This window comes from Marinobacter sp. VGCF2001 (assembly GCF_049943275.1).
GTDB lineage: Bacteria > Pseudomonadota > Gammaproteobacteria > Pseudomonadales > Oleiphilaceae > Marinobacter.
In genome coordinates this window covers 420666-434640 of the sequence record NZ_JBNFVX010000001.1, presented here as the reverse complement: position 1 = coordinate 434640, position 13975 = coordinate 420666, and the positions used below count along the sequence as shown (strand labels likewise).

Sequence of the window (13975 nt, the reverse complement as noted above, 5' to 3'; positions counted from 1 at the left end):
CTTACGCCGCCTGAACTGCAGCATTGTCTTCTGCAACGGCATCTTTCTGGCGCACGGTCATGTACACGTTGTAGGCCATGATCAGCATACCGGTCAGGAAGATGACACCACCCACGAAGCGGACGAAGTAACCCGGGTAGGAGGCTTCGAGCGCTTCCACGAAGCTGTAGGTCAAGGTGCCGTCTGCGTTAACAGCGCGCCACATCAGGCCCTGCATGATGCCGTTGACCCACATGGCTGCGATGTACAGTACCGTACCGACAGTCGCCAGCCAGAAGTGAGTGTTGATCAGTGCAGAGCTGTACATGGCCTGGATTCCCCACAGCTTCGGTACCAGGTGGTAAACCGCACCGATACTGATCATGGCAACCCAGCCCAGGGCACCGGAGTGCACGTGGCCGATGGTCCAGTCGGTGTTATGGGACAGCGCGTTGACGGTCTTGATGGACATCATCGGGCCTTCGAAGGTAGACATACCGTAGAAAGACAGGGAGACCACCAGGAAGCGCAGGATCGGGTCGGTGCGCAGCTTGTGCCAGGCCCCGGACAGGGTCATCATGCCGTTTATCATGCCGCCCCAGGACGGAGCCAGCAGAATCAGGGACATAACCATACCGGCAGTCTGCGCCCAGTCAGGCAGGGCAGAGTAATGCAGGTGGTGGCCACCGGCCCAGACGTAAGTGGCAATCAAGGCCCAGAAATGGACGATAGACAGACGATAGGAGTAAACCGGACGGTTGGCCTGCTTGGGAACAAAGTAGTACATCATGCCCAGGAAGCCGGCTGTCAGGAAAAAGCCCACAGCGTTATGACCGTACCACCACTGCATCATCGCATCGGTGACACCGGCATAAGCGGAGTAGGACTTGAATGCACTGGCAGGCAGCGCCATGTTGTTGCCGATGTGCAGAACGGCCACAGTGATAATAAAAGCACCGTAGAACCAGTTGGCAACGTAGATGTGCGGAGTACTGCGCTTGGTAATCGTGCCGAAGAATACCACTGCATAGACTACCCAAACGACAGCGATGGCGATATCGATTGGCCATTCAAGCTCAGCATATTCTTTCGTAGTGGTAAGGCCCATTGGCAGGGTAATGGCAGCCGCCACAATGATGGCCTGCCAGCCCCAGAAGGTAAACGCAGCCAAGCTGTCGGAAATCAGTCGGGCCTGGCAGGTCCGCTGAACAACGTAGTAGGAGGTTGCGAAGAGGGCACTTCCGCCAAAGCCGAAAATAACGGCGTTGGTATGCAGCGGCCGCAGACGGCCGAAATGGGTGAAGGGCAGGTCGAGGTTGAGGGATGGCCACACCAGCTGCGCTGCAATCAGCACACCCAGAGCCATGCCTACAATACCCCACACCACTGTCATGATGGCGAATTGTCTCACCACATTATAGTTGTATGTCAGGTTTGCATTTACTGTGCTCATAGCCTTACCAATGGGTTCAGGATGGGGAATTATGCGGAGGCAAGTATGGAGAAACGATTATTCCTTTGCAATGATCAAGATCAAGTTATGATATTCGTCAAATCCGCCGGAATCAGTAGGCTGGCCAGTAAGTTGCAGGCCTGTTTGAGAACTTCTTGCCGCCCGTTGCCGGTTTACTGATAACTTCCGTGAGGACCGTGTTTTTAAAGAGGGTTTGATGTGCAGGAAAGACTTAAGACCAAAGGCTATGGCAAAGGGGCAAAATCCGTTGTGATTCTGGCTCATGGCGCCGGCGCGCCCATGGATTCGCTGTTCATGGAATCTCTGGCTGCGGCTTTGGAGGCGCAAGGTATTGCCAATGTCCGGTTTGAATTCCCTTACATGATCAGACGCCGCGAAGATGGCCGTAAGCGTCCGCCCGACCGTCAGCCGGCATTACTGACGGCCTATAGAGAAGAGGTCGACCGGGTGAGGCGGGAGCTGGGCGACGATGTTCGCTTGCTGGTCGCAGGCAAGTCTATGGGAGGGCGAATGGCGTCACTGCTGGCCAGCGAGAGCTCTGAAGGTATAGATGGGGTGGTGTGCTACGGCTATCCGTTTCACCCTCCGGGCAAGGTCGACCGCTGGCGAATCGATCATCTGGCCAATCTGAAGGTGCCCGTGCTGGTGATTCAAGGGACAAGAGATCCTTTCGGCAAACCATCGGAGCTGGATGCTCAGGGAAGCATTCCCGGAATTTCACGGCTGTGCTGGCTAGAGGGCGGTAATCACGATTTCCAGCCGCTCGTGCGGCAGCCGGAGAGCCAGTCAGATCTGATAACGCGTGCGGCCCTCCACACTCGTCAGTTTATTGAGGAAGCTCTGGTCTGAATCGGGGCCGGTGTGTCGCCTGCGAGCATGATCTGGTCGCGGCCTGCAGCCTTGGCCCGGTACAGGGCATCGTCGGCTCTACGGAAAAGGTCTGCTGGTTCCTCTCCGTCAGCCAGCTCTGCGATGCCGGCGCTAACGGTCAACCGGACTGACTGATTGTCGGCAACACTGAGTGGCAGATTACGAATCGCCCCTAAAATGGTCTGGCAAAGGCTTTGGGCGCCTGAGGAATCAGTTCCGGGTAGCAGCAGGGCAAATTCCTCACCGCCAAAGCGAATGGCGACATCCCTGGGTCTTTTGATGTGGTCGGCCAGCACGCCGGCGATTTGCCTGAGGCATTGGTCGCCAAAGTCGTGGCCCCAGGTGTCGTTGATACGTTTGAAGTGGTCTGCGTCGATCAGGGCCACTACCAGGGGTTGTCCGGTCCGTCTGGCTTCCCGGCAGAGTTCCGGTAACAGGTTATCCATGTGGCGGCGGTTGTGCAGGCCGGTGAGGGCATCGTTAAGGCTGAGTGTTGCCAGCTGCTGGTTCACCTGTTCCAGCTCCCGCATGGTGTTGCGTAACTGGGCGGTGCGCTCATGCACCTTCCGTTCCAGTTCAGTTCGCGCGTCATGCTCCACGCTGATCAGCCTCTGGTTCAGCAGCCGCCAGCGTTGCACCAGAGCATAGTTCAGCAGAATCACCTGGACACCGACAATGGCTTGCATCATGACTTCGCGGGCCTGAAAGTCGCCCAGATAACCGAACGCCGCCAGGGCGTATACCAGAGCGCCGACAACCATGGCTATCCAGGCCACGAGATACCAGAATGCCGGCTGGTAGCCCTGGCGCCAGCGGGCATAGGCAATAATTTGCAAGGTTACGATGACGGTCAGGGCCAGCCCGGTATTGATCAAAATTGCCTGCGTATAAGGTACGAGAAAGGTCATGGCCAGTAAGCCTCCAGAAACACCGGCCAGCGCTTTCAGGGTTTTCTCGGAGAGGGTATTCTGCGCGACGTCGAGAAAAGACCGGCCGAACAGCGCCATGGCGAGCGAGCAAACGGCCAGTGTCAACGGAATGGATTGGTTCGCCAGGGCCGTGCTGTCGGGCCAGAAATACTGGTTGGCAAAGCCTCCCATGGCGAACAGGAACATCCCCATGGATGTGATGTAAAAGGCATTGAAGAAGTAATAGCCGGTGCCTGTGCTGCTGAACAGGAGCAGATTGAACACGGCCAGTATCAGAAGCGCGCCGTAAAAAAGGCCGTGTATCAGGGTGAGATGATTGCTCTCGGCAATCACTTCTGCAGGTGTCATCAGTCCAAGAGGGACGTTCAGGGCACCACTGCTATGCACTCTTATGATCATCGAGCGGCTTTCTCCTGCGTCCAGTGTGACGGGAAGCAGGAAATAACGGTAATCTATGCCTCTTGTCTTAAAGGGGAAAAGATCGCCGGTCGCCAACGAGGGCGCCGCATCCCCGGCGTAATTGCTGTTTGCCCCGCTGTTTTTTTGCCAGAATGTGACCTCGTCCAGCAAGGGATAGTGCAGCTTCAGATACCACAGGCCGGGGCTGTCGCCCGGGTTGCTCGCGGTCAGCTTGATCCAGTACACCGAGTCCGTTTGGCTGAACACCAGGTCATGGCCCTGCGCGGGTTTCCATGAAAGGTCGTCGGGCAACTGCTCCGGGGCCCGGGCACCATGGGCAGGCTCTCCCGGGCGGGCGGAGTAAAAGCAGATATAGTGGTTGATGGCGGCTCTCGCGCCGGGGCTGGAGGCGTCCAGCGTCGGGCAAGATGGGGCTGCTCCGGGTGTGCCGCTGAACAGCAGGCCGACAATGGCCGCAAAGCAGGGCATGAGCCGGTGCCAGAGTCGAAGCATATTCCACCACTCGGTGCATTTTAAAAGCGGAAAGTGTAGCCAACGTAAACCAATGCTGCCGTTAAACAGGTTCAAGTTTCACCGTTGTTTTTGCGTCAGAATCCTGACAGCGGTCACCCACAAGGTAATGTAATGCAACAGGTAATGCTGATGTGCCGGCCCGGTTTCGAGACCGAGGCGGGCCAGGAATTGATGGACTTGGCCGCTGCACGTGGCCTGTACGGCTATTTTCAGCCGGTGAAAAATGCTGGTCTGGTGCGGTTTGTTCTGGGCGGGCCCGAGCCGGGTCATGAATTGATGCAGCGGATTGCGCTCGACGACCTGGTGTTCACGCGAGATTGGTTCCTGATCATTGGCGATTGTCCGCTGCCGGAGAAGGATCGTGTTGGGGCAGTCATTGATTTTCTCCGGGAGTTCGGTTGGCAGGCGGGCGAGGTAGCCAGGCTGGAAATACGTCTTCCAGAGACCAATGACGATCGGGATCTTGGCAATTTTGCCCGCAAGTGGACGGCGCCTCTTTCGCGCGGTCTCCGGAATTCAGGGTTACTGGCAGCCGATTCCGCAGATGCCGGTGGCGATCGTCTCGAAGTGCTGCTGCAGGGATTTGGCTCCGTTATTGTGGGAGTGAGCCTGGCGGGTAACCGGTCGAAATTTCTGTCGGGTATTCCGAGATTAAGGCTGCCTGCATCTGCCCCGAGCCGTTCTGCGCTGAAACTGGAGGAAGCATGGAAAGTGTTTATTCCGGAGCACCGGAGGCTGGAATATCTGGGTGGCGGCAAGAAAGCGGTGGATCTTGGTGCAGCCCCGGGAGGCTGGACATGGCAACTGGTCGGGCAGGGCATGATGGTAACGGCGGTGGATAACGGGCCCATGAATCCGGACCTTATGGCTTCGGGGCACGTGGAACACGTGCGCGCCGATGGTTATGCCTGGCAACCGAAACGGGCGGTTGACTGGATGGTCTGCGATATTGTCGACAAGCCCAGGCGAACCGCGCGGCTCGCTCTGGACTGGGTGGGTGGCAAGTTGTGCCGCTACACCGTCTTCAATTTAAAGTTGCCCATGAAAAAACGCTACGAAGAGTGGCTGGTCTGCCGTGACATATTACAGGAGGGACTGGCAAAAGCCGGCGTGCAATGCCAGATCAAGGCTCGCCACCTGTACTATGACCGTGAAGAGATCACCTGCTTTATAGAGCGTCTCGATTAAGGCTTTTTCACGGCATATCGCTGTGCTGGAGCACGGTAATGATTTCGTCCCGATCCATCATGGGCGTCAGTTCCGCCAACAGTTCCCGGCGTTCCGGAGAGTGATACCAGCGGTCCCAGTCTGCTGCCGAGCGCCAGTTGGCCATGGTGATGCGATGGTTCGGGTCGTTACTGTCCACCAATGTCTCGCCGGAGATGAATCCTGGTGTGCTCACGGCCTGCTGAAGTACTCTTCGGGCCCTGTCTTCATAAGCGGACTCCAGAGTTTCTGCGATGTGGCGTTCAATGAGTACCCGTATCATAGTTTTATTCCTTTATTTTCGCGGCGATAAACAATAATTTAGCATCGAATTCCGAAAAATCATGCCAAAGGCAGGAGGTCAGGTTTGTCCGATCACAACTATCACGCCGAGCTGGATGCCCGGGGGCTTTTTTGTCCGGAGCCGGTCATGATGTTGCATAACCGTATACAGGATGTCGAGGTCGGGCAAGTGCTCAGAGTCCTGGCGACTGACCCCTCAACTACCCGTGATATCCCCCGGTTCTGCCAGTTCCTTGGGCACGAACTGCTCAGCCAGAACGAATCCGAAGGTGAATTCCGGTACCTTATCCGCCGTTGCCAGGAGTGAGTCTCAGAGTCTCTGTTGAACCCCGTCCAGGTGATTCAGGAATTGGTCCCGATCCATTTCTCCCAATACGCGCGCATCGACCAGTTCACTGCCGCTGCCCTGATAAAACAGAATGGCAGGGGGGCCGAACAAACCCAGTTCATCCAGCAATGCCTGTTGATCCGGTGTGTTATCGGTCATATCAATCTGGAGCAACTGATAGGAAGTCAGGGCCTGGATCACTTGTGGGTCGCTGAACACGTTGCGTTCCATAATCTTGCAGGAAATACACCAGTCGGCATAAAAGTCGAGCATCACCGGTTGCCCCTGTTCCCTGGCAGCGGCGAGCAGGGAGCGGATGCGGTCCGGGGACTCTACCCGCTGGAAGTCGGCATGGTTTACGCTGGTATTGGGTGCGCCCGGGGCGGCGGAGGCGACAAACGGAGCCAGAGGTTTCAGGGGGTCGTTGGCCCCGCTGATAGCACCTGCAAGTAACGCCAGGCCATAGGCGAACATAACCAGTCCCAGGCCTTTGCGGGTGCGCTGCCAGCCGGCCTTTGCAGCGTCGAAGGCGCCGAGCTGAACCCCGGTAATCGCAATCAGCAAGCCCCACAGCGTCAGGCTCAGCCATCCGGGCACCAGGCGCTCAACCAGCCAGATGGCAACGGCCAGAAGCAGAATGCCATAAACGTGTTTCACCGTAGTCATCCAGTGGCCGGAACTCGGCAACAGCTTGCGCCCGCCCACGGCAACCAGAATCAGTGGTACACCCATCCCCAGCCCGAGTGCCAGCAGGGCCACGCCGCCAATGACCGCATCCTGAGTGGTCGAAATATACAACAGACTGCCGGCCAGCGGCGCTGACACGCAAGGCGACACAATCAGCGCAGAGAGCGCCCCGATACCGAATATACTGGCGACACGGCTCCCGGTCAGGCGCTGGCTGGCGTCGTTCAGTGATTCCCGGATAAACCGGGGCAACTGAATCTCGAACAGATCGAACATGGAAAGTGCAAACAGCACGAACAGGCCGGCAAACACGCTGAGTACCCAGGGCGACTGAAGTTGTGCCTGCAAATTGAAACTGGCCCCCAGCAACCCGGTAACAACGCCGGCGGTGGCGTAAGTCAGCGCCATGCCCAGGACATAGCTCCCCGATAGCAGCAGCGCGTGCCCTGTTGTTCTGGTGTTGCGCCCGGAGACCATAGACGAAATGATCGGCACCATCGGCAAGACGCAGGGTGTAAAGGTCAGCCCGAGGCCCAGCAGAAAGAACACGCCTGCGATCATCGCTATGGATTGTGTGGACAGGAATCCGGCGATCCCGGTGGCGGTCGAGGTATCGGCCGTATCGGTTGCTAATGCAGCGGCAGGGTTCCGGGCTTCAGGCGCCGGGGATGGTTCGGTTGAGCCACTGCCGCCCGGGTAGTAAAGGACGTTTCGGGTCTGGGGCGGGTAACACAAGCCGGCTTCCGCGCAGCCCTGATAGGTAACCTCCAGTTCTGCCTCGCGTACGCCTTCAGGAAGATTGACCGGCACCTGAACCTGCACCGGCTCGAAAAAAACGGTGGTTTCCCCGAAGAACTCGTCTTCGGTCAGCGTGCCGGGGAGCGAAAACACCGGCTCGCCAATCTGGACGCCATCGGTCGTCCCGGTGATCTGTATGCGTTTTTTGTAGAGGTAATGCCCCGGCGTGATGTTCCAGGAGAGGGTTACGGCTCCTTTATCGGTGGTGTAATCAAAGGGCAGCGCTTTATCGACCGGCAGAAATTCACTGTCGCCAAACAGGCTGTTGCTGCCCGCCCCCAGTGCCGAGACCACGGGCGCTATCATCGATAATATCGCCACCAGGGCGAGCGACAGAGGCATAGGCAGTTTTCGGAAGCAAGATCTGAGGGCAGGGACAGCTGACATGGAGGCGGTTATTTCCTGAGTCTGGTATGCATGAGAGTGGTTCGATGCCAATGGACACATCGGTAACGATAAAGTTCCCACTGGTATTGGTTGCGTTAAAGTCGCACAATAGCCAACCGATGAATCACAATCCAGACGATCTTATCATGCTGTTCAACGACCTGTTCCGGGAATCGCACCGGACGGTCCTGGCCAGGGGCAACACAGAACCGGAATATCTGCCTGCGAGCGAGCCCGAAGGGTTTGCCAGGGTCGTGTTTGCCCACGGTTTTTATGCCAGTGCCCTGCACGAGATTGCGCACTGGTGCATCGCCGGTGAGCAGCGGCGCACACTGTACGATTACGGATACTGGTATTGTCCGGATGGCCGTACTCCCAAACAGCAACAGGCGTTCGAGCAGGTGGAAGTCAAGCCGCAGGCCATCGAATGTCTGTTCTCCCTGGCAGCGGGATTCCGCTTCCACATCAGTGTTGATAACCTCGCCGGAGGAGGTGCCGCAAACGAGGGCGCTTTCTGCCTGAAGGTACTCGCTCAGGCAAACCAGTACCTTGCCTGTGGCCTGCCCCGGCGTGCACAACAGTTCTACGAATCGCTCATGCAGTTCTATGGCACCGCTACCCGTATAGATGAAGATTGGGCCCGGTTACAAAGCCGTCTGTCAGCTGCAGAGTCGGAATACGATAATCAAGGATAATTGAACTCTTATGACCTCAGACCCAAAGCATACCGGCGATTTACGCTTCAGCGATCTCAATCTCGACAAGCGGTTGCTGGATGCCATCAGCCGGATCGGCTTCGAATATTGCACCCCCATTCAGGCAGAAACACTGCCATGGACGCTGGCCTGTGAAGATCTCATTGGCCAGGCGCAAACGGGCACGGGCAAGACCGCTGCCTTTCTGATTACGGCCATCCAGTCTTTGCTGGAGACCCCCATCGATCCGAAAGACCGTTTTGCCTCCGAGCCCCGGGTGCTGGCGCTGGCGCCCACTCGGGAGCTGGCCATGCAGATTGCCAAAGACGCCGAGCAGCTTTGCCAGTACACAGGCCATAATGTGGTCACCGTGGTGGGTGGCATGAACTATGACAAGCAGCGTGAACAGTTGCAGAACGAGGTCGTGGATATTCTGGTGGCAACCCCGGGCCGTCTGATTGACTTCCTCGGCTCTCAGGATGTTTTTCTGGACCAGCTCGATATCCTGATTCTGGACGAGGCCGACCGGATGCTGGATATGGGCTTTATCCCGGACGTCAAACGCATTATCCGCAAGTGCACGCCCAAGGATGAGCGACAGACTCTGCTGTTCAGTGCCACCTTCAACCAGGATGTCCTCAACCTGGCTTCCATGTGGACCTGTAACGCCGAATTCGTAGAAATCGAGCCGGAGCAAAAAACCGCTGAGCGGGTAGAGCAGACCGTGTTTCTGGTGTCCGACGATGAAAAACTGCCGGTACTGGTGAATTACCTGAAGCGGCCGGAGGTGGAAAAGGCCCTTGTCTTCGCCAACAGGCGTGATCAGTGCCGCGACCTGGAAGAAGACCTCAAAAATCAGGGTATAAAGGTCGCCCTGATGTCAGGGGAAATTGCCCAGAACAAACGCCTGAAAACGCTGGACCAGTTCAAGAAAGGGCAAATCCAGGTGCTGGTTGCCACCGATGTTGCTGGCCGCGGCATCCATGTGAACGGTGTGACGCACGTATTCAACTACAACCTGCCGGAGAACGCGGAAGACTACGTTCACCGGATTGGTCGTACCGGTCGCGCCGGCAGTACCGGCGTTTCGGTGAGTTTTGCTGGCGAAGAGGATGCGTTCGCCTTGCCGGAGATCGAAAAATACATCAGCCAGAAGCTGAAAACGGCCGTGCCTGACGAGACTCTGACAGTTGCCATGGACAATGCACCCATCACCCGGAAACGGGGTGGTCGCCGGCCTCAGGGCGGTAATCGTGGTTCCCGGCCCCGTCGTCATTAACACTTGCTGAGAAGAGAGCGGTTATGTTGATCGTTGCGGATGAAAATATTCCGTTACTGGATTCCTTTTTCGGTGACATTGGTGAGATTCGCAGGGTCAATGGCAGAACTCTGACCCGGGATGAGGTGCAGGATGCCGATGTTCTGCTGGTTCGTTCCGTGACCCGGGTTGATCGTGCATTGCTGGAGGGCTCGCGGGTCAGATTTGTTGGCACAGCGACCATTGGCACCGATCACGTAGACCAGGGTTGGCTGCAGGAACAGGGTATCGGTTTCGCCGCAGCGCCCGGCTGTAATGCAGTCAGTGTTGCCGAATACGTGCTTTCGGTGCTGTCGCTTCATGCTGAGCATCGGGGCCTGGCTGACTGGTCCTCCCAGACGATTGGCATTGTCGGTGTGGGCAACGTGGGGGGAGAGTTGGCTCGTATGCTTCAGCGGCTGGATTTCACGGTAAAGCTGTGTGACCCACCGCGGCAGGACGCGGAGCCGGAGCAAACGGATGCTTTCGTGTCGCTGGCAGAGGTTCTGGAGTGCGACGTGGTAACGTTGCACACACCCCTTACCCGCGCCGGAGCCTACCCCACGCACCGAATGATTGCAGCGAAAGAGCTGGCGATGATGGGCCCGGATCAGCTGCTGATTAATGCCGGCCGGGGGGAGGTGATCGACGGCGAGGCATTGCTTGAGCAGCTCCGGCAAACTGATGCCCCAACCGTGGCACTGGATGTCTGGGAGCATGAGCCGAACATCAAGCCAGACCTGGTAGACAGGGTCTGGTTGGCCACGCCTCATATTGCCGGGTACAGTCTTGAGGGCAAGATGCAGGGTACGGAGATGATTTATCAGGCGCTCTGCCGCTACCTGGGGCTGCCTGTGCGCAAGAAATCCGGGCAGTTTTTGCCCGAGCCGGCTCTGAGCAAGGTGTCGTTTACCAGCAGCGCTGATGAAAACGAGGCGGTACAGGTTGCCCTCCGGGCTTGCTACGACCCGCGCCGCGACGATGCCCGGCTGCGCCTGAGTATGAGCGGCAATCCCGAAGACCGCGCCAGGGCGTTTGACCAGCTGCGCCGGGATTACCCGGTGCGCCGTGAATGTTCGAGTTTGAAAGTTCAGCTCAAGGGGAGTAGCAAGTCCCTTCAGGACAGTTTCAGGTCGATCGGGTTCAAGCTGAAAATCTGATGCCGCAAGTCTGACCGCCGAAAAAAGGGCGCCCCGTGGGGCGCCCTTTGTCGTCTATTACAGTTTGGCTTGCTGCAGGGCTGCAATCCGGTCGTCCAGCGGTGGGTGGGTCATAAACATCGCCGCAAGACCCTCACGAGCCCCCCGATTGATCCCGAAGGCCTGGAGCGTATCGGGCATTTGGTCCGGAACCTCGCTTTCCCGTTTCAGGTGGGCCAGGGCACTGATCATGGCACTCCGCCCTGCCAGTTGCGCACCCGCGATGTCGGCACGATATTCCCGGCGACGGCTAAACCAGAACACGATGGTACTGGCCAGTATGCCCAGAACGATTTCTGCCACGATGCTGACGACGAAGAAGCCGATACCGTGTCCGCTTTCATTCTTGAAGATCACGCGATCCACAAACGAACCGATCACCCGCGATGCAAAAATCACGAAGGTATTGACCACGCCCTGGATGAGCGTGAGCGTCACCATGTCGCCGTTGGCCACGTGGCCGATTTCATGGCCCAGAACCGCCCGGATTTCGTCTTTATCAAAGCGGCTGAGCAGGCCTTCACTCACAGCAACCAGCGAATCATTTTTATTCCAGCCCGTGGCAAAAGCGTTCGATTGCTGAGCCGGAAAGATGGCAACTTCCGGCATACCAATGCCAGCTTTCTTCGCCAGATCGGCGACGGTCTCAACCAGCCAGCGTTCGGCGGGCGTGCGCGGCGAGCTGATCACCTGTGCCCTGGTGCTCCACTTTGCCATGGGTTTCGACAGCAGCAGGGATATAAATGCACCAGCGAAACCAAAAACGGCCGCGAACGCCAGAAGCGAACCGTAATCAATGCCTTGCCGGCCGAGATAGCTGTCGACACCCAGCAATCGCAGGGTGAAGCTGGCGACCAGAATGACGGCCAGGTTGGTGGCCAGGAACAGCAGAATGCGCATAGGTTTTATCCTGTATCTACTTACCGGAAGACGGATTGTTCTACTGACCGTTATATGTGGTGCCAGTTCAGCGCTTCAAGAGTCTTAACGGTATTTAATGAACTGACGGGTTGGAGGCGTCGTTAAAAAACGTGGACTGCACGGCCAGGCTGATTCCGCTGGAACTGCCGCTTTTCAGCGCCGAACGAAGCGTATGGATATAGGTCGAGAGATCCTTTTGTACGGACGGCGGCAATTCTGGCTCGCCGGATCCCGTGGTAAGTTCCCGCAACAGCGCTTGCGGAGCGGGGGCGCTCAGCCGCACGAAAGCGTTTCGTGTTAATACGGCCTGGTCCAGCGCTTCCTGGCGAATGGTATCGACATAGCGGAGCAGGCCTTCTTCGGCCAGCCAGAGCAGCGCCCCGAAGCAGGCCATGTGGCGCTTGCTGTGCAGACCGAACTCGTCGGGCTCGTCCGGGCCGGCAATGTCTTCGACAAACAGGTTCACCCGCCTCGGGAACGCGGTGTAGAGTTGAATCAGTGCGATTGCAACGTCCTTGTAGAATTCCTCGATGTGGAGGTCGGCCATACAGTCTCCGGATTACTGGCGGTAGTGTTCAAGGAAGTTGCCGAGGCGGCCCATGGCATCGGCCAGCGTATCCTGTCTGGGTAGGAACACCACGCGAAGATGTTGTTTGTCGTCGATGTTAAAGGCCGAGCCCTGAACCAGAAGAATTTTCTCCTGCAGGAGAAGGTCCAGAACCAGCTTTTCGTCATTCACGACCGGAAAGCGCTTCGGGTCCAGTTTCGGGAACAGGTAGAGCGCGCCTTTGGGTTTGACGCAACTGACACCGGGAATGTCGTTGAGCATTCGCCAGGCCGTCTCGCGCTGCTCGTAGAGGCGCCCACCGGGCGCAACCAGATCGTTGATGGATTGATACCCGCCCAGCGATGTCTGGATTGCCAGCTGCGCCGGCACATTGGCGCACAGCCGCATATTGGAGAGCATATCAATGCCTTCAATAAGATCACGGGCCCGGTGCTTGGCACCACTGATGATCATCCAGCCCGAGCGGTAACCCGCCGCCCGATAGTTCTTGGAAAGACCGTTATACGTCAGGAACAGCAGATCATCTGCCAGTGAGGCAATGGAGGTATGCTGGGTGCCGTCGAACAGGATTTTGTCGTAGATCTCGTCTGAAAGAATGATCAGGTTGTGCTCCCGCGCAAGCTGCAGGATCTGGTGCAATAAATCCTCGGAGTAGACGGCGCCGGTGGGGTTGTTCGGGTTGATCAGAACAATTGCGCGGGTTCGGCTGGTGATTTTTTTGCGGATATCGTCGATATCGGGAAACCAGTCCTGCTGCTCGTCGCACCGGTAGTGGACCGGTTTGCCACTGGAAAGCGTAACCGCCGCCGTCCAGAGCGGGTAATCCGGAGCCGGGATCAAGACTTCGTCGCCGGTATTCAGCAGAGCCTGCATGGACATGACGATCAGCTCGCTGACACCGTTGCCCAGATAGATGTCGTCGATATCGACTTTGGCGATCCCCCGCTGCTGGCAGTAATGCATCACCGCTTTCCGGGCAGAAAACAGGCCTTTGGATTCAACATAGCCCTGAGCCTGATTCATATTGTAGATAACGTCTTGCTGGATCTCCTCGGGTACGTCCAGCTCGAAGGCTGCCGGATTGCCTATGTTCAGCTTCAGCACCCGGTGTCCTTCTTCTTCCAGCCGACGCGCCTCACGCAGAACCACGCCCCGAATTTCATAACAGACATTGTCGAGCTTGGCGGATTTGAAAAAGTTCTGCATGGGAGTCTGGGTCCTTCGCTAAGAATCTGAACGAGCCCCATATTCTAGCGGACGGACGCTACGGGGTAACAGGGGCAATTGTGTGGAATTGTGGCCAAATGCAGACCCTTTACGACGGTTTCTTGAAGTCGTATGTGATTAATAAGGGCGTGGATCGGCAATGGGCTTGTTGTTAGCAATTAGATTGTGCACAAT

Annotated in this window: 13 protein-coding genes; 6 read left to right on the top strand and 7 right to left on the bottom strand. The window is 57.2% G+C overall.

Going from position 1 to position 13975, the window contains the following annotated elements; translation table 11 throughout:
• Nucleotide 1: 1 nt before the first annotated feature.
• Nucleotides 2-1432, bottom strand: coding sequence for a cytochrome-c oxidase, cbb3-type subunit I (ccoN, locus tag ACP2AU_RS02010; RefSeq protein WP_426374099.1), 1431 nt, complete (start codon nucleotides 1430-1432; stop codon nucleotides 2-4).
• A 219-nt stretch (nucleotides 1433-1651) separates the two neighbouring features.
• On the opposite strand from ccoN, the gene ACP2AU_RS02005 reads away from it, so the two are divergent.
• Nucleotides 1652-2302, top strand: coding sequence for an alpha/beta family hydrolase (locus ACP2AU_RS02005; protein ID WP_426374098.1), 651 nt, complete (start codon nucleotides 1652-1654; stop codon nucleotides 2300-2302).
• On the opposite strand, the gene ACP2AU_RS02000 is transcribed toward ACP2AU_RS02005, so the two are convergent.
• Entirely contained in the window at nucleotides 2275-4164 is a 1890-nt protein-coding gene (locus tag ACP2AU_RS02000; RefSeq protein ID WP_426374097.1) for a sensor domain-containing diguanylate cyclase, read from the bottom strand. The two genes, ACP2AU_RS02005 and ACP2AU_RS02000, sit on opposite strands and share 28 nt — an antisense overlap.
• Nucleotides 4165-4296: 132 nt before the next feature.
• Here ACP2AU_RS02000 and rlmM point away from each other — a divergent pair, with 132 nt between their 5' ends.
• Nucleotides 4297-5373 (top strand): 23S rRNA (cytidine(2498)-2'-O)-methyltransferase RlmM, encoded by a 1077-nt coding sequence (gene rlmM, locus ACP2AU_RS01995; protein WP_426374096.1) that lies wholly within the window; start codon nucleotides 4297-4299, stop codon nucleotides 5371-5373.
• A gap of 7 nt (nucleotides 5374-5380) precedes the next feature.
• Here rlmM and ACP2AU_RS01990 read toward each other — a convergent pair whose 3' ends face one another.
• Nucleotides 5381-5674, bottom strand: a complete 294-nt coding sequence (locus ACP2AU_RS01990) for an antibiotic biosynthesis monooxygenase family protein (RefSeq protein WP_426374095.1) — start codon at nucleotides 5672-5674, stop codon at nucleotides 5381-5383.
• 84 nt (nucleotides 5675-5758) lie between these two features.
• Between ACP2AU_RS01990 and tusA the strand changes: the two genes are divergently transcribed.
• On the top strand, nucleotides 5759-6001 hold the full coding sequence (tusA, locus tag ACP2AU_RS01985; RefSeq protein WP_426374094.1) for a sulfurtransferase TusA: 243 nt from the start codon (nucleotides 5759-5761) through the stop codon (nucleotides 5999-6001).
• Between the two features lie 3 nt (nucleotides 6002-6004).
• On the opposite strand, the gene dsbD is transcribed toward tusA, so the two are convergent.
• Nucleotides 6005-7849, bottom strand: a complete 1845-nt coding sequence (gene dsbD, locus ACP2AU_RS01980) for a protein-disulfide reductase DsbD (RefSeq protein ID WP_426374093.1) — start codon at nucleotides 7847-7849, stop codon at nucleotides 6005-6007.
• Between the two features lie 191 nt (nucleotides 7850-8040).
• Between dsbD and ACP2AU_RS01975 the strand changes: the two genes are divergently transcribed.
• From ACP2AU_RS01975 to pdxB, 3 genes are read left to right on the top strand one after another with little or no spacing between them, the layout of a single operon-like run.
• Nucleotides 8041-8589, top strand: coding sequence for an elongation factor P hydroxylase (locus tag ACP2AU_RS01975; RefSeq protein WP_426374092.1), 549 nt, complete (start codon nucleotides 8041-8043; stop codon nucleotides 8587-8589).
• 10 nt (nucleotides 8590-8599) lie between these two features.
• Nucleotides 8600-9868 carry a DEAD/DEAH box helicase gene (locus tag ACP2AU_RS01970; protein ID WP_426374091.1) on the top strand — a complete coding sequence of 423 codons (1269 nt, stop codon included), beginning with the start codon at nucleotides 8600-8602 and terminating at the stop codon, nucleotides 9866-9868.
• A gap of 23 nt (nucleotides 9869-9891) precedes the next feature.
• On the top strand, nucleotides 9892-11046 hold the full coding sequence (gene pdxB, locus ACP2AU_RS01965) for a 4-phosphoerythronate dehydrogenase PdxB (protein WP_426374090.1): 1155 nt from the start codon (nucleotides 9892-9894) through the stop codon (nucleotides 11044-11046).
• Between the two features lie 57 nt (nucleotides 11047-11103).
• Here pdxB and htpX read toward each other — a convergent pair whose 3' ends face one another.
• The 3 genes from htpX to ACP2AU_RS01950 form a co-directional block, all read right to left on the bottom strand.
• Entirely contained in the window at nucleotides 11104-11985 is an 882-nt protein-coding gene (gene htpX / locus ACP2AU_RS01960; RefSeq protein ID WP_426374089.1) for a protease HtpX, read from the bottom strand.
• A 94-nt stretch (nucleotides 11986-12079) separates the two neighbouring features.
• Nucleotides 12080-12553, bottom strand: a complete 474-nt coding sequence (locus ACP2AU_RS01955) for a hypothetical protein (protein WP_426374088.1) — start codon at nucleotides 12551-12553, stop codon at nucleotides 12080-12082.
• Between the two features lie 12 nt (nucleotides 12554-12565).
• Complete coding sequence (locus ACP2AU_RS01950) at nucleotides 12566-13780, bottom strand: pyridoxal phosphate-dependent aminotransferase (protein WP_426374087.1); 1215 nt, start codon at nucleotides 13778-13780, stop codon at nucleotides 12566-12568.
• Nucleotides 13781-13975 lie beyond the last annotated feature (195 nt).

Bases quoted from the DNA above. Each gene is read 5' to 3' on its own strand.
- ccoN (WP_426374099.1), bottom strand. From the start codon at position 1,432: ATGAGCACAGTAAATGCAAACCTGACATACAACTATAATGTGGTGAGA.
- ACP2AU_RS02000 (WP_426374097.1), bottom strand. From the start codon at position 4,164: ATGCTTCGACTCTGGCACCGGCTCATGCCCTGCTTTGCGGCCATTGTC.
- rlmM (WP_426374096.1), top strand. From the start codon at position 4,297: ATGCAACAGGTAATGCTGATGTGCCGGCCCGGTTTCGAGACCGAGGCG.
- ACP2AU_RS01990 (WP_426374095.1), bottom strand. From the start codon at position 5,674: ATGATACGGGTACTCATTGAACGCCACATCGCAGAAACTCTGGAGTCC.
- dsbD (WP_426374093.1), bottom strand. From the start codon at position 7,849: ATGCCTCTGTCGCTCGCCCTGGTGGCGATATTATCGATGATAGCGCCC.
- ACP2AU_RS01975 (WP_426374092.1), top strand. From the start codon at position 8,041: ATGCTGTTCAACGACCTGTTCCGGGAATCGCACCGGACGGTCCTGGCC.
- ACP2AU_RS01970 (WP_426374091.1), top strand. From the start codon at position 8,600: ATGACCTCAGACCCAAAGCATACCGGCGATTTACGCTTCAGCGATCTC.
- pdxB (WP_426374090.1), top strand. From the start codon at position 9,892: ATGTTGATCGTTGCGGATGAAAATATTCCGTTACTGGATTCCTTTTTC.
- htpX (WP_426374089.1), bottom strand. From the start codon at position 11,985: ATGCGCATTCTGCTGTTCCTGGCCACCAACCTGGCCGTCATTCTGGTC.
- ACP2AU_RS01955 (WP_426374088.1), bottom strand. From the start codon at position 12,553: ATGGCCGACCTCCACATCGAGGAATTCTACAAGGACGTTGCAATCGCA.
- ACP2AU_RS01950 (WP_426374087.1), bottom strand. From the start codon at position 13,780: ATGCAGAACTTTTTCAAATCCGCCAAGCTCGACAATGTCTGTTATGAA.